The sequence below is a fragment of the Streptomyces sp. NWU339 genome, from assembly GCF_003143855.1.
In the GTDB taxonomy this organism is placed as follows: domain Bacteria; phylum Actinomycetota; class Actinomycetes; order Streptomycetales; family Streptomycetaceae; genus Streptomyces.
In genome coordinates, this window is the sequence record NZ_QFRK01000005.1 from 195,055 (window position 1) to 216,146 (window position 21,092).

The 21,092-nt window shown below is 71.5% G+C and carries 16 protein-coding genes; 7 read left to right on the plus strand and 9 right to left on the minus strand.

Annotated elements, in window-relative coordinates; translation table 11 throughout:
• Positions 1-17: 17 nt before the first annotated feature.
• Positions 18-2,633, minus strand: a complete 2,616-nt coding sequence (locus tag DIZ27_RS09020; protein WP_181383454.1) for an FG-GAP-like repeat-containing protein — start codon at positions 2,631-2,633, stop codon at positions 18-20.
• Between the two features lie 385 nt (positions 2,634-3,018).
• Between DIZ27_RS09020 and DIZ27_RS09025 the strand changes: the two genes are divergently transcribed.
• From DIZ27_RS09025 to DIZ27_RS09040, 4 genes are all read left to right on the plus strand, one after another.
• Positions 3,019-3,636: an RNA polymerase sigma factor gene (locus tag DIZ27_RS09025; RefSeq protein ID WP_109377795.1), complete on the plus strand. Its 618-nt coding sequence runs from the start codon at positions 3,019-3,021 to the stop codon at positions 3,634-3,636.
• A 237-nt stretch (positions 3,637-3,873) separates the two neighbouring features.
• Positions 3,874-4,806, plus strand: a complete 933-nt coding sequence (locus tag DIZ27_RS09030; protein ID WP_109377796.1) for a hypothetical protein — start codon at positions 3,874-3,876, stop codon at positions 4,804-4,806.
• 434 nt (positions 4,807-5,240) lie between these two features.
• A complete protein-coding gene (locus DIZ27_RS09035) occupies positions 5,241-5,915 on the plus strand; it encodes an RNA polymerase sigma factor (RefSeq protein ID WP_109377797.1) in 675 nt (224 codons plus the stop codon).
• Positions 5,915-7,036, plus strand: coding sequence for a hypothetical protein (locus DIZ27_RS09040; RefSeq protein WP_109377798.1), 1,122 nt, complete (start codon positions 5,915-5,917; stop codon positions 7,034-7,036). The genes DIZ27_RS09035 and DIZ27_RS09040 overlap by 1 nt, the downstream gene beginning before the upstream one ends.
• Before the next feature lie 213 nt (positions 7,037-7,249).
• Here the strand turns inward: DIZ27_RS09040 and DIZ27_RS09045 are convergent, their stop codons facing one another.
• Positions 7,250-8,119 carry a L,D-transpeptidase family protein gene (locus DIZ27_RS09045; RefSeq protein WP_109377799.1) on the minus strand — a complete coding sequence of 290 codons (870 nt, stop codon included), beginning with the start codon at positions 8,117-8,119 and terminating at the stop codon, positions 7,250-7,252.
• A 322-nt stretch (positions 8,120-8,441) separates the two neighbouring features.
• Between DIZ27_RS09045 and DIZ27_RS09050 the strand changes: the two genes are divergently transcribed.
• The 3 genes from DIZ27_RS09050 (at position 8,442) to leuE (ending at position 11,402) form a co-directional block, all read left to right on the plus strand.
• Entirely contained in the window at positions 8,442-10,040 is a 1,599-nt protein-coding gene (locus DIZ27_RS09050; RefSeq protein ID WP_109377800.1) for a methylmalonyl-CoA mutase, read from the plus strand.
• 92 nt (positions 10,041-10,132) lie between these two features.
• Positions 10,133-10,708, plus strand: coding sequence for a Uma2 family endonuclease (locus tag DIZ27_RS09055; protein WP_109377801.1), 576 nt, complete (start codon positions 10,133-10,135; stop codon positions 10,706-10,708).
• Positions 10,709-10,751: 43 nt separating this feature from the next.
• Positions 10,752-11,402, plus strand: a complete 651-nt coding sequence (gene leuE, locus DIZ27_RS09060) for a leucine efflux protein LeuE (RefSeq protein ID WP_109377802.1) — start codon at positions 10,752-10,754, stop codon at positions 11,400-11,402.
• A gap of 43 nt (positions 11,403-11,445) precedes the next feature.
• Here the strand turns inward: leuE and DIZ27_RS09065 are convergent, their stop codons facing one another.
• The 7 genes from DIZ27_RS09065 to DIZ27_RS09095 form a co-directional block, all read right to left on the minus strand.
• On the minus strand, positions 11,446-12,633 hold the full coding sequence (locus tag DIZ27_RS09065) for an acyltransferase (RefSeq protein WP_109377803.1): 1,188 nt from the start codon (positions 12,631-12,633) through the stop codon (positions 11,446-11,448).
• A gap of 63 nt (positions 12,634-12,696) precedes the next feature.
• Complete coding sequence (locus tag DIZ27_RS09070; protein WP_109377804.1) at positions 12,697-13,623, minus strand: class I SAM-dependent methyltransferase; 927 nt, start codon at positions 13,621-13,623, stop codon at positions 12,697-12,699.
• 262 nt (positions 13,624-13,885) lie between these two features.
• Entirely contained in the window at positions 13,886-14,971 is a 1,086-nt protein-coding gene (locus DIZ27_RS09075) for an acyltransferase (protein WP_109377805.1), read from the minus strand.
• A gap of 125 nt (positions 14,972-15,096) precedes the next feature.
• The gene (locus DIZ27_RS09080) at positions 15,097-16,452 is read right to left on the minus strand and encodes a polysialyltransferase family glycosyltransferase (protein WP_109377806.1); all 1,356 of its coding nucleotides are present in this window, start codon (positions 16,450-16,452) and stop codon (positions 15,097-15,099) included.
• A gap of 3 nt (positions 16,453-16,455) precedes the next feature.
• Entirely contained in the window at positions 16,456-17,421 is a 966-nt protein-coding gene (locus DIZ27_RS09085; protein ID WP_109377807.1) for a glycosyltransferase family 2 protein, read from the minus strand.
• 130 nt (positions 17,422-17,551) lie between these two features.
• Positions 17,552-19,774, minus strand: a complete 2,223-nt coding sequence (locus DIZ27_RS09090) for a polysaccharide pyruvyl transferase family protein (RefSeq protein ID WP_109377808.1) — start codon at positions 19,772-19,774, stop codon at positions 17,552-17,554.
• Positions 19,771-21,033, minus strand: coding sequence for a glycosyltransferase family 29 protein (locus DIZ27_RS09095; protein WP_109377809.1), 1,263 nt, complete (start codon positions 21,031-21,033; stop codon positions 19,771-19,773). Before DIZ27_RS09095 ends, DIZ27_RS09090 begins: the two co-directional genes overlap by 4 nt.
• Between the last annotated feature and the right edge of the window lie 59 nt (positions 21,034-21,092).

A 21,092-nucleotide genomic window follows, 5' to 3' on the forward strand; every position in this document is an offset into this window, starting at 1 on the left:
CCGGCCGTGGCGTGCGGCTACGGCGTCAGTGTGTGCCCCAGCCGGGCGCCCGTCGGGGTGCCCAGGGTGCCCTTGCCGAACACGTACGAGCCACTGAAGCCGAGCCCCGAGCTGTTGCTCGGCACGTACGTGATGACCCCGTTGCCGCTGTCCTCACCCGCGGCGCCGAACGTGAGGTCCGCGCGGCCGTAGCCCGAAAGGTCGGCCAGGGACACGGAGGAGCCGAAACTGTCGCCCGACTCCGTGGAGCCGGGAACGCCGGCGGTGTCCTGGGAGACGGCGACCGAACCGGAACCGGTGAGGCCGGACGAGGTGCCCCGGAACAGGATCGCGTTGCCCGCATTGGAGCGGTTGACGCCGCTGCGGGTGAGGTCCTCGCCGGGGGCGCCGGCCAGGACGTCCGCGTAGCCGTCGGCGTTGTAGTCGCCGATGGAGACCGAGGTGCCGAGGGCATCACCGGACTCGTTGCCGCCGGGCACGGACGCCGTGTTCTGGTGGAGCGTCTTCATGCCGGTGGTGGTGAACCCGGCCGTTGTACCCAGGACCATGGTGATCTGCCCGCCCGGCGTCGTACCGCCGGACTCGGCCGCGACCGGCTGGCCGATGACGATGTCGTCGTAACCGTTGCCGTTGATGTCGCCCGCGGCGATGGAGCGGCCGCCCTTGACGGAGATGACCCCCACCTTGGTCAGCCCGGACGCGGAGCCCGCGAAGCGCATCACGCGGCCGGTGCCGCCGGTGTCGCGGTAGTTGACGGCGATGTCCGCGTAGCCGTCCCGGTTGAAGTCGCCGCTCGCGGCGTCCAGGTAGGACACCGAACCCGTGGCGGAGGTCAGCGTGCCGTACTTGGTGGCGCCGCCGGTGTGCCGGGCGTTCCAGTTGCCGCCCCGGCCGGTGCCGGCCGCGAAGACGTCCGCCTTGCCGTCACCGTTGAAGTCACCGACGGCGACGGTGGTGCCGAGCTTGGCGCCGGTCTGTGTCACGCCCGTCGTGGTGTACGAGAAGCCGGTGTTCAGGGCGGGTCCGTACATCACCGTGACCGCGCCGCGGTCGGCGTGGCCGCTGGTGTCGTCCTCGCCGGGGACCCCGATCGCCAGGTCGGCGTGGCCGTCGCCGTTGACGTCGCCCCACGCGGTGGAGGAACCGAAGGCGTCACCGGACTCAGAGGAGCCGGGCACCCCGGGGCTGCTCTGGGTGAGCGACAGCTTCGCCGAGGTCACCGGGCCGTTCATGCCGCCGGGGACCACCCGCACGGCGTTCGCCTTGGGCACACCGGCGACCAGGTCGGCGAGGCCGTCACGGTTGTAGTCCGAGGTGGCCAGGGCGTGCGAGATGCCCGGCGTCTTGGCGAGCGTGGCGATGAGGGACAGCTTCGGGTACAGGTTCTTGCCGGGGCAGGCCGTGTAGTTGGTGTCCCGGTGGCCGAAGACCCGCGGCAGGGTGACCGACTTGCCCTTGGCGATCTTGTTGCCGCTGACGCCCGCGTCCACACCGGAGGTCAGCGTGACCTGGCCGGTCGGGTCGATGCCGTACATCCCGAACTTCCAGGCGATGATCCGCGCCATCGCGTCCATCGCGGCACGGTTCGGCTGAACGCTCTCGTAGTTGCCGATGTACGAGATGCCGAGCGTGTCGGTGTTGAAGCCGACGTCGTGCGCGCCGACCACCGGCAGGTCCATGCCGCCGCTGCGGCCCTCGAAGATCTGTCCGCAGCGGTCGACGACGAAGTTGTAGCCGATGTCGTAGTAGCCGCGTGCGAAGTGCTCCTGCTGGATGGAGCGCATCCGGGCCCGCGACTCGGCGCAGGACAGCTTGTTGTCGCCGTCCACGCCGGTGTGGTGGATGACGGCGGCCTTGATCTCGGTGCCGTAGCTCGGCGTGCCGTCGTAGTCCGTGGACGCGCCCCACTCGGCCTGCGTGATGACCGGCGGCTTCACGACCGTCGAGGGGCGGGCCTCGGGCACGGTCGGGGAGGGCTCGGGGGACGTCGTCGGGGACGCGGACTCCGGGGGCGTCTCCGACACGGTGCCGGTGGGCGTCCCGGTCTCCGTCTCCGTCGCTGTTGCCGTCTCCGGCCCGGTCTCCGTGGTCGAAGGGGGCGTGGGCGGCGGGGTGGTGGTCGGTTCCTCCGTCGGCTCCTCCGTCTCCGGGGCCGTGGTCTCCGCCGCGAACGCCACCGGATCCAGGGCGGCCACGTCCGGGGCGCCCTTCGGGTCGGTGCCCGGGTCGAGCAGCTTGACGTCCATGCCGGCCGGCTGGCCGCCCGCCTGGGTGCCGTCGGCCTTCACCACACGCACCTCGACGCCGTCGGAGGCACCGGTCCACACCGAGGCCGTACCGCCGCGCGTGGCCGCCCGCGCGCCCTCCGCGCCGTCGGCCTGGTTCGGGTCGTCCGCCAACTTCTGCCAGCCGGACCACTTCCCGGTCTCCAGGTCCCGGGTACGCACCTCGGGTGTGCCCTTGGCCTCGGCATCCGGGTCGTCCCAGGTCACGAGTACGGCGCTGAAGCGGTCCGTCTCCCGCCGCTCCAGCCCGCGGCGGCCGGCACCGCGGTTCTCCAGCTTCACCGTGTCCACACTCGGCTTGCGGGGCTTCTCCCTGGCGCCGACGGGCTTGGACGGCGGATCGGCCATCGCGTATGTGGCGATGCCCGCCCCGCTCAGGACGACAGCACCGACGGTCAGCCACGCACGCCGCTTCAGACTGAGCGGTCTGTACGCGCGGCTCTTACGAGCACTCAACTACCCCACCCCTAGAAAATGTCACGAATTCATCACCTGTCACACAGGTGGCATTAACTAAGCGCTCAGGCGCGGCCAAACGTCACTCGCGCGTTCTCACCGGCCCACGTTGCCCGGCAGGCCCGTGGACCTCTAGCAACTCAAGTGCCGTACGGGGCGGTTGACGAGCTGTGACACTTTCGTGGCGCCGGACGCTGATGACCGTGGGGGCGGGCTACGGCCCGACGTGTCGCGCCAAGCGGTCACCCTACGAACCCGGTACGGACGAGGAAGGTTCTTGGGCAAGGGAGGGAAACCCCGCCGCGCGAAGGCGCACGACGGGGAGCTGGGCGCGGCTGTCGCGCGGGCCCAGGACGGGGACGAGGCCGCCTTCGCCGTGGCCTACCGGCTCGTCCAGCCCGGACTGCTCGGGTATGTGCGCGGGCTGGTCGGTGACGACGCCGAGGACGTGACGTCGGACGCCTGGCTGGAGATAGCCCGCGACCTGGGCAGGTTCAAGGGCGACGGAGCGGGGTTCCGGGGCTGGACGGCGACCATCGCCCGGCACCGGGCGCTGGACCACCTGCGCCGGCAACGGGTGCGGCCCCGCCTCTCGACGCTGGAACAGGACGTGCTGGACCTCCCCGGCCGGCAGAGCACGTACGAGATGGCGCTGGAGGCCATTTCCACGGAGCACGCCCTGGCGCTGGTCGCGGGACTGCCCCGGGACCAGGCCGAGGCCGTACTGCTGCGGGTGGTCGTGGGCCTCGACGGCCCCGCCGCCGCCCGCGTCCTCGGAAAGCGTCCGGGCGCGGTACGGACGGCCGCGTACCGGGGGCTGAAACGCCTGGCCGCACAACTGGGCGTCGAAAGTGTGACGGATGAGGCCTCCCGGACGCTGGGTGAGTCGAAGTGACCCGTGACCGGGACGGCGCGTGACGGCGGACGGGGGCGGCGCCCCGACCGGACCGGCCGGCCCCGGGGACCCGCGGCCCCCGGCCCGCCGGGCGGTCTGAACAGGCCGGACGCGCGGAACGTATGCGACGGTCGGGCCGTACCGCCCGAGTGAGCGGGGCGCGCGGGCCGTGTGGACCGGCCGTGCCGGGCGGGACCGGGAGTGAACCGAGTGGATCGAGCAGGGACGGAAACGGACATGGGTGAGCGGAGGAACGACGGCGCGCCGTCCGGCCGTCGGCGTGGGCACCCCGAGGGCGCGCCGCAGGGCCACCGCCCGGCCGGACAGGACCGTCCCGGCTCCGGACCGAACGGTGTCCGTGGCGCCGCGGGCCTCGAGGCGCTGCTCGTCCGGACGCTGGTCCGGGACGGTGTCGACGACGGGGCCGAGCAGCGGGCCGTGGCCGCGTTCCGGGAGGCGAGGGAGACGGACGCGCATCGCACCGGCGCCCGCACCCGGCGCCGGGACGACTGGCGGCCGCGGGAGCGGCGCCTCGGCCGCTTCTCGATGAAGGCCACCCTCTCCGTCCTGATCGCCGGTCTCAGTCTGGGCGGGGTCGCCGTCGCCGGGATCGGCGCGGCCGGCTCGGCGGTGGACGGCCCCGGGGACGACGGGAGCCGGGACAGCCGTACCACGGCTCCGGCCAGCACCTCCGCACCGCCCCGGGACCAGTCCGGGGGCTCGTCCGCCGGCCGGCCCTCCGGCGCGGCTTCGGACTCCGGCCCCGGCTCCGACCCCGCGGTGTCGGAGCGCCCCGCGCAGGCCCGGGACACCGAAGCCCACTGCCGGGCGTACGAGCGGGTCAAGGGGCGCGGAAAGGCGCTGGACTCGGTCGCATGGAAGCGGCTCGTCGAGGCTGCGGGCGGCGCGGCGAACGTCGAGGCGTACTGCGCCGGGCATCTGCGGTCGGCGACGGCCCAGGCGGGCCCCGACGGCACCGGTGTACCGAACGGCGAGGCCGGTGTGCCGAACAGCGAGGCTGGAAACAGCTCCTCCGGCAGCGGGCCGGGCAGCTCCGGCAACTCCGGCAGCGGGCCGGGTAACTCCGGCAACGACTCGGGCAACTCGGGCAACGGCGTGAGCGGTACCCAGGGCAATCCTGCTCAGTCGGGTGGAGAGAAGAATCCGTAGTCCGGTTCCGTCGGCCGACAAGAACAGGGCGCTCAGCGGTCGCGGGACGCCCTCCGTGGCGTCCCGCGAGATCTCGCCGCCAAGGCAACGGCCGAGGCCGCCACCCCCCACAGGAGAGGCCCCGGCCGTCGCGCGGCACGGGCCGCGCGGCGGCCCGTAACTCCTACAGCGTCCTGTGTGCGTTTTCTGTCACACCACCCGCACACCGCCTGGTCACAGGTTTGTTGAACCATGCACGAAATCGTGGACGGGCATGGACGGGGAGAGGTTTAAGGTCGTAACGTGCCTTTCGCGCCAGGCCGTGAAGGACGAACGACCACGACCGTCACGGGCCCCGGGGCAGGCCCTAGAGTCCGTAATCGATCGAGCAACCACGACGGCGAGTACCCGGTCCGCGGAAGCGGTGCCGGCTGAGGCGCAGAAGGGCGCGCGCGGTGTTGGGGGACGACGCGGAGTTGACCGCCGCGGTGGGGGCGGCACAGGACGGGGACGAGACCGCGTTCCGCACTGTGTACCGAGCCGTGCATCCGCGGTTGCTGGGATACGTGCGCACACTGGTCGGCGAGCTCGACGCAGAGGACGTGACGTCCGAGGCATGGCTGCAGATCGCCCGGGACCTGCAGCGGTTCAGCGGTGACGCGGACCGGTTCCGCGGCTGGGCCGCCCGGATCGCCCGCAACCGCGCACTCGACCACATACGCATGCGCGGGCGCCGCCCCGCGATCGGCGGCGACGAGACCGAACTGACCGGGCGGGCCGCGGCGTTCGACACCGCGGACCGGGCCATCGAGGCGATGGCCACCGACGGCGCCCTCGCCCTCATCGCCCGACTGCCGCAGGACCAGGCCGAGGCCGTCGTCCTCCGGGTGGTCGTGGGCCTCGACGCGAAGACCGCCGCCGAGACGCTGGGCAAACGGCCGGGCGCCGTCCGTACGGCCGCGCACCGGGGCCTGAAACGGCTGGCCGAGATGCTCGACGGCGATCCGGAGGCGCATCCGGAATCCACCGGGGTGCTCGATGCCCTCCCCCTCCAGAGAGAACCGCGCCGCCCCGCGGTGACGTCCGCGAGTGTGACGCAGATGCGAGCGCGGACGCAGAAGGACATGTGATGGCCGACGAGCAGTACAGGTGGCTGAACCGCGAAACCGCGGAGCGACTGCTGAACGGAGAGCCACTCGAAGCTGCCGACCCGGCCACCCGTGACCAGGCAGAACACCTCGCCCGAACGCTCGGCGCGCTCTCCTCCCCACCCCCGTCGGCCGACGAGGAACTCCCCGGGGAGGCCGCCGCGTTGGCCGCCTTCCGCAAGGTGCGCGAGGAACGCGCGGGACAGCTGCACGTCGACCCGTCCGACCGGTCCGACCCATCCGCCGCGCGCCGGGTCGGAACGCGGGCCGTCGACGCCGGGCTGATCCGTATCGGCGCCCCGCGTGCGGACGGTTCCGGAGCCCGGCGGGGGCCCCGCTGGGCGCGCCCCGTGCGCTACGGGCTGGCGGCCGCGCTGACCGTGGGCATGCTCGGTGGAGCAGCGGTCGTGACCGCGACCGGCGTCCTGCCGGCGTTGTCCGCGGGGTCCTCGGGCTCCGACCCCGCGGCCTCCGCCACCGCCACCCCCGAACGCCTCCAGCCGCCCCCGCCACAGGGGGACCCGCGGGGCGGGGACACACCGGAGGGCGACCCGGGCAAGCGGTCCGGGGACGGCGAAGCGGCTGCGGGACGAGGGGACGGGGCAGGCGCCGACGAGGACGCCGACGAGGACGAGGACGGCGGTATGGCGACGCGGCCGGGCGACCCGGCGGCCGGTGCCGGTCGCGGGCAGATCGCCTCGGCCTGCCGCGCGCTGCGCGACGGCAGGAAGCTCCAGGGCAACCGCAAGCGAGTCCTGGAGAATGCCGCGGGCGGCCCCTCCCAGGTCGGGCCGTACTGCGAGAACGTCCTGGCCGCCCGGGCCGGGGGAACCGGCTCAGGCGGCGGCACGAGCTCCGGCAGCAGCTCCGGTTCCGGCTCCTCGGCGCAGAACAACGGCGACTCCGGCCCCCGCAACAAGGGCAGGGGCAACGGAAACAACGGAAACGACGGAAACAAGGGCAATAACGGCAACAACGGCAACCAGGGCGCGGGCAACGGCAACGTCAACGGCGGCGGCAACGCCAACGGCGGCGGCAACGCCAACGGCGGCGGCAACGCCAACGGCGGCAACAACGGCAAGGGTGCCAAAAAACCCGGCTGACCTGTGGCTTTGCGGGCTTTGGTCGCTTCTTGGCCGCCAGGTGTGACGTTTTTGGCCGCCGGGGCGCAGTAATGAGTGAGCCGACTGGTCATCGGCTTCGGCACTGAGCCAGGGTTCCCCCCGTACCTGTGGCTCGTGCCTCTCGGCGCGGGCGGGACACGTTCCCCCGGTCCTGCCCGCGCCCTTTCTCGCCCCTCCGTGCCCGCGTGGCGCTCACCCGTGGACGACGACCTTGTCGCCGGTGCGCACCTGCCCGTACAGCCGGGCGATGGCGGCCTCGTCCCGCACGTTGACGCAGCCGTGCGAGGAACCGGCGTAGCCCCGCGCGGCGAAGTCCGCCGAGAAGTGCACGGCTTGGCCGCCGCTGAAGAACATGGCGTACGGCATCGGCGAGTCGTAGAGCGTCGACCAGTGGTCGCGGGACTTCCAGTAGACCTGGAAGACGCCGTCGCGGGTCGGTGTCGGGTCGGCGCCGAAACGGACGGGCAGCGTCGTCACGGTCCGCCCGTCGATCATCCAGCGCAGGGTGCGGGTGGACTTGCTGATGCACAGCACCCGGCCCGTCCGGCACCGCGCGTCGGGTGCGGCGGCCGGCTGGCCGCCCATCAGGTACAGCTCCCACTTGCCCGGTTCGTGCGTCATGCCGAGCAGCCGCTGCCAGGTGACGGTGTCGGTCCTCCCGGTCCGCGGCAGCCCGCGCTTGCCCTGGAAACCCTCGACCGCCTCCCTCGTCCGGCCGTCGTACGTCCCGGTGGGGCCGTCGAACAGCCAGGCGACCTGACGCAGCCGGGCCTGGAGCTCGCGGACGTCACGCCCCGAGTCGCCGGGCGACCAGAGCACCCGCGCGGGCGGCCGTGGCGGCGCGGCGGTCTCCGCGCCGCCACGGCCGCCTTTTCCTCCGCCGTCCGAACCGGACCCGGAATCCGGGGGCCGGTACGCGGACGGCGTCCCGCTCGGTCTCTCGATGCGTATCGGTGAACGCCGCTTGCCGTCCGCGTCGACGGGCTGCACCGTGCACCCCACGACACCGCCGGTCAGGGCGGCCAGCGCCAGAAGCGCGGCCACCGCTCTCCCCGTCCCCATGCCCGTACTACGCACGCGGCCCCCCCGTCGTCTCACCGGTCGCGGTCGGTCGTCATCCAGGATTTTTCCCTGAGATGTTCCCCGGACGTGACCGCTTCCGAACCACGGGGCATGGTGGTGTGTGACGGGAAGACGGCCGGGGCGGCGTGTGCTGTGAGCGCGGTCCCACCGGCCCTGTGAGCAAGGTCCCAGCGTGCGCCTCTGCACCGGGCCGCACCCGCACGGCTACAGTCCGTCGAGGCGTCGGGTCTTTACTGGCGGGTAACTGACGGGTAACAGGCGAGCGGTCCCAGCAGCACCGCTCAGCGGGAGGCATCACACCATGGCGCGCGAGTCGGACAGTGCCCGGTCCACCGAGAGCGGACTGCCCATCGAACCGGTCTACGGACCGGAGTCCCTCGAGGGTTGGGACCCGGCCGAGCAGCTGGGTGCCCCGGGGGCGTACCCGTTCACCCGGGGCGTGTACCCGACGATGTACACCGGCCGCCCCTGGACGATGCGCCAGTACGCCGGTTTCGGCACGGCGACCGAGTCCAACGCGCGGTACAAGCAGCTGATCGCCAACGGCACGATGGGCCTGTCGGTCGCCTTCGACCTGCCCACCCAGATGGGCCACGACTCGGACGCCCCGATCGCCTCCGGCGAGGTCGGCAAGGTGGGCGTCGCCATCGACTCGATCGACGACATGCGGGTGCTGTTCGGCGGCATCCCGCTGGACCAGGTCTCGACGTCGATGACGATCAACGCGCCCGCCGCCCTCCTGCTGCTCCTGTACCAACTGGTCGCCGAGGAGCAGGGCGTACCGGCCGACAAGCTCACCGGCACGATCCAGAACGACGTGCTGAAGGAGTACATCGCGCGCGGGACCTACATCTTCCCGCCGAAGCCGTCCCTCCGGCTGATCGCCGACATCTTCAAGTACTGCAGGGCCGAGATCCCGAAGTGGAACACGATCTCGATCTCCGGCTACCACATGGCGGAGGCGGGGGCGTCCCCCGCGCAGGAGATCGCGTTCACGCTGGCCGACGGCATCGAGTACGTCCGCACGGCGGTCGCGGCCGGGATGGACGTCGACGACTTCGCCCCGCGCCTGTCGTTCTTCTTCGTCTCCCGGACGACGATCCTGGAGGAGGTCGCCAAGTTCCGGGCGGCCCGCCGGATCTGGGCGCGGGTGATGAAGGAGGAGTTCGGGGCGAAGAACCCGAAGTCCCTGATGCTGCGTTTCCACACGCAGACGGCCGGTGTGCAGCTGACGGCCCAGCAGCCCGAGGTCAACCTGGTTCGCGTCGCCGTCCAGGGCCTCGCGGCGGTCCTCGGCGGCACCCAGTCCCTGCACACCAACTCCTTCGACGAGGCCATCGCGCTGCCCACCGACAAGTCCGCCCGCCTCGCCCTGCGCACCCAGCAGGTCCTGGCCTACGAGACGGACGTGACGGCGACCGTCGACCCCTTCGCGGGCTCCTACGTCATCGAGAAGATGACCGACGAGGTGGAGGCCGCGGCGCTGGAGCTGATGCGGAAGGTCGAGGACCTCGGCGGCGCGGTCAACGCCATCGAGCACGGCTTCCAGAAGAGCGAGATCGAGCGCAGCGCCTACCGCATCGCCCAGGAGACCGACTCCGGTGAACGGGTCGTGGTCGGCGTCAACCGCTACCAGCTCGACGCGGAGGAGCCGTACGAGCCGCTGCGCGTCGACCCGGCGATCGAGGCCCAGCAGGCCGAACGCCTGGCCAAGCTCCGCGCGGAGCGCGACCAGGGCGCCGTGGACTCGGCACTCGCCGCCCTGAAGAAGGCGGCGGAGGGTGAGGACAACGTCCTCTACCCGATGCGCGAGGCCCTGCGGGCGCGGGCGACGGTGGGCGAGGTGTGCAACGCGCTGCGGGAGATCTGGGGGACGTACGTGCCCAGCGACGCGTTCTGACCTGGGCTGTTAATCCGTACGGGTGATCATGGGCGGTATTCGACCCGCCCCGGTTACTCTCGTGGGGAGTGGGCCCCGAAAAGGAGGACGCCATGGCCGTACTGCAGCAGGAGCTGACCCTGGGCGAGGCTGCCGACCAGCTTGCCCGTGCACTGCCTGGCCACCGCGTGGAGATTCTCCAGGGGAGGCTCACTGTGACACCGCCGCCGGATGGCTCGCATCAGCTTGCGCTGACCAAAATCGGTAGGGCGTTCGACCGTGCTGGGATCACCGAGACCGGACTGGAATACGTCCAGGGTGTCGGGCTCTGGTTGCCGACACTGCCGGCGGACTTCGCGATCCCGGACTTCTCCGTTGTCGACGAGGACTTCCGCGACGCCTACGTCACCAAGAACTACTACGCGCCGAACGTCTTCCGTCTGGTCGTAGAGATCACGTCGTCGAACTGGTCGGACGACCTCGGTCCCAAGGTCGAGTGCTACGCCCAGGCGGGCATCCCGGCCTACCTGGTCGTGGACCGCAAGCACGACGAGGTCCTGCTCTACACGGAACCGGCCGAGGGCAAGTATCCCGACCCACAGCGCTTCAAGCGCGGCCAGGACGTGGCTGTCCCGGAGTCGGTCGGCGTGCGCGTGGAGCTCTCCGTGGACACGCTTCTCGACGGCTGAAATACCGGCGCGGAGTGTCGCGACCTCGTGCGACACTCCCTCCATGTTCGGCGTCACAGACCTCCCCACCTACCTGGCAGGGCTCGTCCTCATCGTGCTGCTGCCCGGCCCCAACTCCCTGTACGTGCTGTCCGTCGCCGCCCGCCGGGGCGTGCGGGCCGGGTACACCGCCGCAGCCGGGGTCTGGTGCGGGGACGCCGTGCTGATGACGCTGTCGGCCGCCGGAGCCGCCTCACTGCTCCAGACGAACGCCTTCCTGTTCGGGATCGTGAAGCTGCTGGGCGCCGGATATCTGACCTGGCTCGCCATCGGCATGCTCCGCGCCGCCTGGAAGATGTGGCGCACGCGCCGGGAGAGCGACCCGGCCGGGGCCCCGGCCGCCGCCACCACCGCGGAGCGGCCCTTCCGCCAGGCGTTCGTCATCAGCCTCTTCAACCCGAAGGCGATCCTGTTCGTCGTCGCCTTCTTCGTGCAGTTCGTCGACCCGGGCTACGCCTATCCCGCACTGTCCTTCGTGATCCTCGGAGCCATGCTCCAGCTCGCCAGCGGTCTCTACCTCAGCGCACTGATATTCGGCGGCACCCGGCTCGCCGACGCCTTCCGCCGCCGCCGGAGCCTGTCGGCGGGGGCGACCTCGGCGGCGGGCGCCCTGTTCCTGGGCTTCGCGGTGAAGCTTTCGCTGGCGAGCGCGTAGGGCCGGGCCTGCCACGGTCGGCGGGCAGACGGCTGTCCTGGGCTCAGGCCGCCTCGGACAGCGGCTTGGGGGAGGGCCGGGACAGTCGGGTCCGGATCTTCGGGGTCAGGGTGTCCTCCACGTACCGGTTCAGCAGCCGGGCCAGCAGCAGCATCGCGGCGATCGTCAGGGCGAAGGTCTCCGCCGAGCCGATGCCCAGGCCGCGGTGCAGGGAGTGGATGACCACCCAGCCCAGGTGCTCGTGGACCAGGTAGAACGGGTAGGTGAGGGCGCCCGCGACGGTCAGCCAGCGCCAGTTCGCCCAGTTCAGCAGGCCCAGCGCGACGGCGGCGACCGCGGCGAAACCGAGCGTGACGACCAGGATGATGCCGACCGAGGTCCGGTGGGAGAAGGCGTCCGCGCTCGGTGCGTGCCACAGGTCCTGGACCGCGTAGTGCTGGCCGATCAGCCAGCTCACCCCGACGATGCCCCAGGCAGTGGGGTCTCCCCTGCTCGAGCGAAGCCGAGAGCTTGGGGAAGCGTCCTCGCGGTCGCGGTGGACGAGGTACAGGCCGATGCCGCCGATGAAGAACGGTGCGTACTCGGGCATGAGGACGAGGTCCAGCAGCGGCTCGTTCGCGGCGTCGGCGATCGCGGCGGCCACGGTCCACACGGCGCAGAACAGGATCACCCGCCGCCGGCTCGCCCCGGGCATCACCACGAACAGGGCGAACAGCGCGTAGAAACGGACCTCGACCCACAGCGTCCAGCACACGCCCAGCACCCGGTCCACGCCGAGCGGCTGCTGGAGCATCGTCATGTTCACCAGCGCGTCGCTCGGTGAAACCGCGTCATAGACGACCACCGGCAGGGCGAACACCGCCGTCACGAGCAGGACCGCCACCCAGTAGGCGGGCAGCAGCCGGGAGGCGCGGGAGGAGAAGAACGACCGCAGCGGTCGGCCCCAGCCGCTCATGCAGATGACGAATCCACTGATCACGAAGAAGACCTGGACGCCGAGGCAGCCGTACGAGAAGTACTCGTGCAGGGTGGGGAACTGCTCCTTCGGCGAGCTGCCCCAGGCCGTGCTGACATCGCCGCCCCGCCCACCGTAGTGGTAGGCCGCGACCATCAGCGCGGCCAGCAGCCGCAGTCCGTCCAGGGCGCGCAGACGGCCGCCGGAGGTCCTGGACCGGGGCGCCGTGGCGGTGGGCCGGGGCTGCGGCGCCGGGCTGACGGCCGTCTCGGTCACGCTGGTGGTCCTCCGTGCTTCGTACTGTCCGCGCCGTCCGCGCCCCTGCCCCCCGTCCGGGTGTCAGGAAGCCCGTAGGAACGCGGAGTGGGACGCCTTGCCGAGGTAGGTGAAACGGGTGTCGCTCGTGAGGTGCTTGTCCAGCGCCTCCTTGATGCCCGGCCACTTGGGGTCGCCGAAGTCGTCGAGGACGACGATCGCGCCCGGGGCGGCGATCTCCTCCGCCCATTCGAGGTCCCTGGCGACACCCTCGGCCGAGTGGTCGCCGTCGACGACGATCACGCCGTAGCGGCGGTCCGAGACGGCGGCGCGGGTGTCGGGGTCCTCGGAGAAGCCGCGCTGGATCCGGGCGGCCAGGCCCGCCGGCCCGGCCAGGGCGAGGTTGGTGCGGACGGCGTGCTCGTCGACCGGGGTGCCGGAGGGGTCGTCGCGCCGTGGCGTGCCGGGCTGGAGCTGCACGCCGGCGAACGGATCGACGATCGTCACGCTCGGGCTGCGGCCGTCGCGCTCCAGCATCCGGATCAGCCCGGTGGAGAACATGCCGTAGAGCGTGCCGATCTCGAGGATCTCGTCGTTCGGCGGGTCGAGCAGGGGGATGGTGCCGAGCTTGCCGCAGATGTTCATGGTGCCGCCGGCGATCCGGCCGACCCCGAGCGACTCCAGTGAGACCAGCAGCCGGAACGCGGTGGCGACGTTGCGCTCGGCGGCGGCCCGGTCCCCCGCCAGCTCGGCCACCTCGGAGTGCAGGCGGCCCAGCGGGCCGGGGCTCACCACGCGTGAAAGACCTCGACCACGAGAGCCGAGCAGCAGGTCGAGGGTGAGTTGCCCGCGTTTCGTCTCCTCGACGGCATCGCGGAGTCGAGCTCTCTCCACCGTGTCCGCGGCGGCCGCCGAGCGGATGCGCCGCTCGATGCGTCGGTCGATGAGGTCGGCCACCGGGCGCAGCAGGCGCCGGGAAGCCGAGCTGGTCAGCAGGGAACGGCTGTTCATGGAACCGAATGCCTCAATCCGTCGGGAGTCGAGCAGGAGTGATGCGGCTCGTGGACTGGGGACAGGCTAGGGGCGGGGCCGCGGTGGGGGAGGAATACGAAGTCGATCGGCAGGCGAACAAGTGGCGAACTCCGTATGGAGCCCTCACGGGATCCGGGTGCGCCGGAGGCCGGTGGACGCGGGAACGCCGAAGGCCCCGCCCCCGCGGGTCCGGTCGTTCCGGCGGGGTGGGGCCTCTCCGTGCGTACGCGCTCCGGCCGGCTCACCCGAGCAGGCGCCGCAGGTTCAGCCTCCCCCACAGCAGGCTGGTGGCGAACGACAGGGCGATGACGGTGATCAGCAGGCCCACCAGGAGCAGCCCCGCCACCGGTCCGCTCAAGTCCGGCGACACCAGCGGGGCGACGATCTCCTCGACGAACAGCACGTGCACCATGTACGCGCCGAGCGCGGCATTGGCCAGCTTCCGCAGCAGGGGCCGCCGCTTCTCGGGAACCCTGACCCTGCTGATCAGAAGCAGCACGCAGATGCTCATGAGGGCGACGAACAGGTGCGCGTTGGGCATCACGTAATGGATCTGCGTGTTGTACCAGAGGGCCCCGACCATGGTGAGCGGCAGCAGGAGGAACAGCGGCCAACGCGACCGTACGGCGCCGGCCGGGAGGGAGAACAGCAGCGCGCCGCCGACCGCGTACACCAGTGAGTAGGTGCCGAAGCCCCAGGCCGAGGACGGCATCTCGTGATCCGTCACCTCGGCGAGCGTGGTCAGCACGCTGGGGAGGACCGCGATGCCGAGCAGGGCCGCCCCGAGCCCCCAGGGCCGCTTGCCGGCCTTGAGCAGCACCGCGAAGGCGAGCAGCATGATGATCGGGATGTAGGCGTACATGAACCACAGGTGGTAGGCGGGCTGCACGGAGCCGAAGAGGGAGTCCGTGGCCAGCTCGGCCACGGGCCGGTCGTTGCGGTCGCGCAGCCAGGCCCAGACGAGGTAGATCGCCGTCCACACGAAGAGCGGAACGAGGTTGCGGACGATCCGCTGCCACATCCGCGCGCTGTCCCGCGGGGGCGCGCCGACCAGCACGGCCCAGCCGGCGATGGCGAAGTACATGGGAACGGCGAACGGGTTGATCGCCTCCGCCACGTGTCCCGCCCAGTACGATCCGGAGCCGTTCTCCGGATCGTTGCCGGTGGAGCGGATGAACTGGGCACCCACGTGTCCCAGCATGATGGTGGCGGAACAGACCAGCCGCATCAGGTCGATGTCGAAGCGGTGTTCGCGCGGTGCGGCGGTCTGTCCGGAAGGAGCGCTGCTCTGCTGCTGCGGCAGGAGCACTGCGGTGTCGTTCGGCACCGGGCCACTCTCCGTGTGCCCGGTGTACGGGAGTTGACGAGTGAATGGCTCCACTGTGACCGGTGGGTCTCGGTTGGCGATCCGGGGCGGGTGAGAGGACTGGTCTTCCGGTGGCCGGAGTTGCGTCACCCCTTCCGGACGCCGCGCCGTACCGTCCTGCGCACCACGCGCTTCGCCCGGCTCACTTGGAGCCTGGCGCGCGATCGGGACTTGCTGCCGGGAAGGCGGAGCTCGGCCAGCCGAGGTTCGGGGAAGTAGTGGCCGGGGCTGCCGGCCAGGTTGCGTCGCAGCCAGTCGGCCGTCGACTCCCGCAGTTGTGGGTACGTCTTGGGCTGCATGCAGAAACCCATCGCGTTCACCAGCGGTGACAACGTCTCGGGGGCCGTGCCGACGAGCGCCGGGTCCTGGTCGCGCTCCAGGTCGGGTACCAGATGGTCGACCACGGCCAGGGGCACGCGGTTGCTGTTCGGATAGGGCTTGAGGCGCCCCATCACCAGTCCGGTCCCCACCCGTGCGACGGGCACGTCGTAGTAGGCGGAGGCGGTCACCATCGCCGTCGAGAAACAGCCGACGACGAGTGCGGGACGGCAGTGGTGGTACAGCGTCTCGGCCAGCAGCGGCGCGTCCAGCACGGTGAGCCGGACCCCGGCGTCCGCCGCCGCTTTGCTCAGCGCCGCCGAGTAGCCGGCGGGTGCCGTCGGATGGGGCTTGAAGACCACGGACCGGTGGCCGGCCCGCACGGCCCCGGTGAGCATGCGGACATGGAGGTCCTCCTCCTCCTGCGCGCTCAGGATGTTGATCGCCGCCAGGTACTGGCCGAGCAGCACGGCCGTCGGCGCCTCCTCCAGGACGGGCGCCAACCGCGGGTCGTCCGCCGCGTCCTGGGAGATCTCGTCGAGCACCTCGCGGAACGCCTCGTCCGGGACGACCTCGGGCCCGACGCCGTACTCGGACAGCAGCAAGGGCTTCAGACCGGGGATCAGGTCGAGGTGGAGCAGCCGCCGGATGCGGCGGGCGATGGTCAGCGGCAGCTTGTCCCGGGTCGGGCCGTAGCTCATGAGGCCGTCGGCGTACACGTGGACGGTGCTCTCGGAGAAGATCGCCGCCAGCGCGCGGGCAGGGTTGACCTGGATCGACTCGACGGCGAGTTCGATCAGGTCCCGCTCGCCGATGCCCCACTGCAGACGGAACGCCTTCTGCCACATCACCGTGTCGTTGCCCCGCGGGCCCCAGGCGCTGGGATGGTGGGGGCTGATCGCCTCGTTCCAGCTGACCACCGAGTCGAACCGGCCCGCTATGCGCGCGTAGCCGTGCATCTCGTCGAGCCGCAGGGCGGTCTCCGGTATGGCGGCGTTGTTGGAGACCAGCAGGATGCGCCGGGCCCCGTCACGCGGTCCGAACAGGCCCGCGTCGAGCGCCGCGGCGAGGGTGGCCGCTCCGTAGAGGGTCGAGACCTGGAAGATCTGGGTCTTGCGGGACATGGATCAGGCAGCCTTCCGCCCGTCACGCAGGCGGCTGAGCAACCTGCTTCGAGTGCTGTCGATGGTTCTGAGGGTCTCCTCGAGCGCATGCTGGGGCATGCGGTGCAGCGCGGCTCGCGTCTCCTGCCGCAACCGCTGCGCCGCCGAGGGCTCGTACTCGTTCGCCTTGCCGATGTGGAAGGCGATCATGGCGCAGTAGGTCCGTACGGCCTTGAGGAGGAAACGTTCTGCCTCCGGGTCCTGCTGCAGCTCCCGCAGCAGCGTGTCGTACGACGGGATGAAGTCCAGCTGACGGGAGTCCTTGATCTGGGTGAGCGAGGTCGCGACGCCCCGCCGGTAGAACACACCGTGCACACCGAGGGACGCGTACGTCCTGGCCTTCAGGTGCAGCTGCCAGATCCACAACCGATCCTCCGCCGTGCGGAGTTCGGTCGCGAAGCGCATGCCGCCGTCGTCGAAGAGACGCCGGCGGTAGATCCCCGCCCAGACGAAGGGGTAGTCGACCATGGTCTCCATGTCGGCCGGCGCTATTCCCTCACGCGGATCCATCACGATGTTGCGCGCCGGTGCCGAGGGCCGCCGGATCACCCGCTCGGTGCCGGTGGCCTGGACGTGATCGGTACGGGCGAAGTCGCAGCCCAGCTCGTCCATGGCACGCACCAGTTCGGCGAGGTGGCCGGGCCCGTACCAGTCGTCACCGTCGAGGAACGTGACGAACTCGCCGTCCGCCGCGTCGATACCGCTGTTGCGCGCCTGGGCTATCCCCATGTTCTTCTCGTGCCGGATCACCCTGGCGCGGGGCCGCCGTTCCGCCCATCGGTCGATCACCGAGGAAGTGGAGTCCGTGGAACAGTCGTCCACGAGCAGGAACTCGACATCGGGGCCCGCGTTGTTGGCGAGGCTTCGCAGCGTGCTCTCGGCAAACGCTCCCACATTGTGCATGGGGACGACGACGGACAATCTCGGCACGGGGGCCTCTCACGCTTGAAGGAGGGAGATACGGAGATGCAGAACAGTCTGTCGACTTTTTCGAAAGGGAAGATGCGGTCCGAGACGGAGGGGTGAATTCCGTACGCTTCGCAGGTGAATTCTCGGTGTCTCACGCTCGGCCGAAGGTTTCCCGGAGTTCGTCGATGTTCGACCGGGTGGTCTCCCACAGGAACTTCTGTGCGTCGTGCACGTCCGCCACGGCCGCCGCGTGGTCGTCGAGGATCGCCGCGGCCCGCTCCGTGAGTCGCGTGCCGAGTTCCCGGTCGTGCACGGACAGCCCCCACTCCGCGCGGCCGATGTCGGACAGGAAGTAGGCGAGTTTCGGGTGGGAGACCAGGCTGAGGATCGGGGTGCCGCAGCCGAAGGGGATCATGCCCGCGTGCCCGCGCATGCCGATCACCAGTCGCGACCGGCCGTACAGATCGCGGATGCCGTCGTTCGACATGTCGTACAGCTGCTCCACGGGCAGGCTGAGGCCGTGCTCCCGGCGCAGGTCGTGCACGAACTTCTCGTCGGCGGGCATGTGGGCCGCGTACCGCACGTCGGTCCTCTCCCGCAGTGCCCGCAGCGCGGTGGCCATCTGGGCGAGGAAGTGGCCGTAGTCGTGGCCGAACCGCAGTCCCGCGCGGTCGTACGCGCAGTTGACCAGGACGGTGTCGGACCGCTCCGCCGGGTCGAGCAGGCCCGGGACGAGGTACCGGGCCACCGTGGTCGGGCAGGGCTGGTAGCGCACCCGGTCGCGCAACTCCTCGGGCAGCAGATCGCGGACCCGCTCGATCGAGCCGTGGTTGCGCAACCCGAAGAACGCCGACCGCTCGACGAGGACCCGCAGACTCTCGGCGAACCGGGCCCGGCGGTAGAGCTGCCCGTCGAACACGTTGTAACCGACCGCGAACACCGCCAGGGGAGCGGTGATCCGGGCCAGGATCCCGTCCGGGACGTTCCACTGCCAGTGGCTGTTGCCGTTGGGGGAGGTGTCCGGGAGGAAGAGCCCGCCACCGCCCACGATCACCCCGCGCCGGGCGTTCAGCTGCTCCAGCGCCGCCTCGTCGACCAGGTGGTGCACCGGCTGCCGGTACCAGCGGCGCGGCCCGGTGTCGGCGTCGAAGCACATGCGCACGGCCTCGGGCAGGACCTTGTCCCCGGCGTTCTCCTGGCCCTCGGCGAACAACGCCACGTGCGCCAGCTGGTCCGCGGCGGCGGCCGGCCGCCGCGGTTCCGGACCCTTCGCGCGGGTACGGACGTACCAGCCGTGGCACCCGGCGTCGGTGGGGTCGGCCTCCAGGCCGTCCCGGGCGTACGCGTGCGCGTCCTCCTCCCGCCCGCACAGCCACGCCAGGCGGGCGAGCTGGGCGAAGGCGCGCGGGGCGACATCGGGTGACGCCGCCGCCAGCAGCAGGTGGGCCTCGGCCTCGTCGTAGCGCGACAGCGCCATCAGCGACAGGCCGAGCGTCTCGTGGCACCGCGGCGCGTCCAGCCGGTCCGCCACCACGGGCGCCAGGACGTCGACGGCCTCGTCGTGGCGGCCCTGCCTGCGGTACACGTCGGCCACCGTACGGGCGAGGTCGAGGGAGGGGCGCGCCTCGAGCAGGGGCGGCGCGCAGTGTGCCAGGAGGTCGGGGTGCTTGCCACCGGGCAGGGCGCAGTAGGCGGCCCGGAAGTCGTCGTCGCTCATCTCGAAGCGGCGCCGCGCCTCGGCGGCCGGACCGTACCCGGGCGCGTCGGACGGCTCGGTGAAGTGGAGGACGGCGACGTTCGGGGGCACCGGCGTGTCGTCGTACAGCCGCCGGGAGAGGAAGTCGTAGCGCGCGTCCAGCGGAACCAGGACGTCCGCCGGCGTGTCCGGACCGCTCTCCTCGAGGACGTCGGCGAACCGGACCGCCACGGCGTCGTCCACGTCGGCGCGCTGGACGACCAGGAGGCCGTCGGGCAGGACGGCGCGCCGCGCACCGCCCTCCGCGTCGCACAGCAACTGCGGTACGGCACCCACACCGTGACGCATCCGCAGCAGCTCACCGATGTCCCCGAGGACAACCATGGCCGGACCGAGGGCGATGACGGTGTCGTAGCCCTCCAGCCGGAAGAGGTCCGCGCGGCTGTCCGCCCGGCGCGTGACGATCCGCGGGTGCAGGCGGCGCAGCGCGTCGAACGCGGCGTCGGGCAGCCCCGGGTGCAGGACCACGAAGTCCTCGCACACGCCCGGGTTGGTCAGTGCCAGGCTGCGTATCAGCGTGGGGAGACCGGACAGGCGGTCGGAGTCGGTGTGGACGGCGAAGGCCATCCGGCGTCTGCCGGTGACGGTGCTCCGGTCGTCCGCGGAGGAGTGGGTCATCTCAGGGCGATCCTCATCTTGCTGTCGTCGACGCGCGTCGCACGGTCCATGACCCACTCGGCTTCCCTCGGCCGCAGCCGGCCCGGCAGGCCGAAACCGATGAGGTCCAGACGGGGGCTGACATCCAGGAAGTCCAGCAGCCTCAGGACGGTGAAAGCGGTGGTGGTCGCCGTTTCCCAGCTGTCCTCGCCCAGCAGCGCGGGGTCGGTCAGGGGCCGGCGCAGGGAGGCGTCACCGATGTGCTCCTGCGCCCCGGGCACGAGCCGCTGCCGGGTGGCGCGGCGCCATCCCGCGGCCGGGTCGCCGAACACCAGCCGGATGCCGGCCGGCTCGGTCCAGACGGGCCCGTTCCACGGGGTCTCGCCCCGCAACGAGACGGCGTGCAGGTCGGTGCGCTCACCGGTGTCCTCGGCGCGGATGCGGAACGAGTCGCAGCGCACCACCAGGTCGTAGCCGTCGATCTCGGCGCCCAGCCCGTTCCCGGCTGTGTTCCCGGCCGCGTTCCCGCCGTGCGAGACCAGGCACACCGTCCGCCCCGCGACCAGGCGACGCAGACCACTGACGCCGATCGGAGTGCTTCCGCCGAGCAGCGGGTCGGGTGTTCCGGTCCGCTCGACGAGCCGTCGGTACGTGCTGTACGCCTTCAGCAGGCGCCGTACGCCGGGGTCGGCGATGCCGTGCTCGGCCACCCGCGCCCGTACGTGGGCGGCGAATTCGGGCGCCGCGCTCGCGGTGGGCCGTCCGTGCAGGCCGTGCAGGGGGGAGTCGGCCCCGGGGGAGAGGGCGATGGCTGCGTCCAGGCACGCCTTCCGGCGGCGCAGGGTGTCGACCCTGCGGGCGATCTCAGGTGCTCCGGCGCCGTTCTGCCGCAGCGAGAGGTGGCGCTCGTAGCTCTCCAGAGCCTCCTCGCCACGACCGAGCCCGTCCAGGGCCAGGCCGTGCAGCCGCCAGGCGCCCTTGGACCGCTGCCGGATCAGGGTCGCCGTCTCGGCGACGCCCAGGGCGAGGCGCAACGCGCCGTCCCCACCGGCCTCGAGCGCACGCTCACCGACCTGGAGCAGGGCGTCGAAGGGGTCGGCGGACGGGGTCTCGAGGGAGACGGCGAAGGCGCCGATCGCCTGCGTCAGCCGGGCGGGAGCGGGCGTGGCGCCCTGTGCCGCGAGGTACTCGCCGCACAGGCGCGTGCTCCGGGCGAACAGGGCCGGCCTGGCGGCTTCCTTCTGCCGTGCCCTGAACAGTCCCGCCAGGGGATTCGTCATACGTTCCACCGTTCTCGGATCGGAGGCCGAATGTGTCCCACTGCCACGAGCCGCGGGTG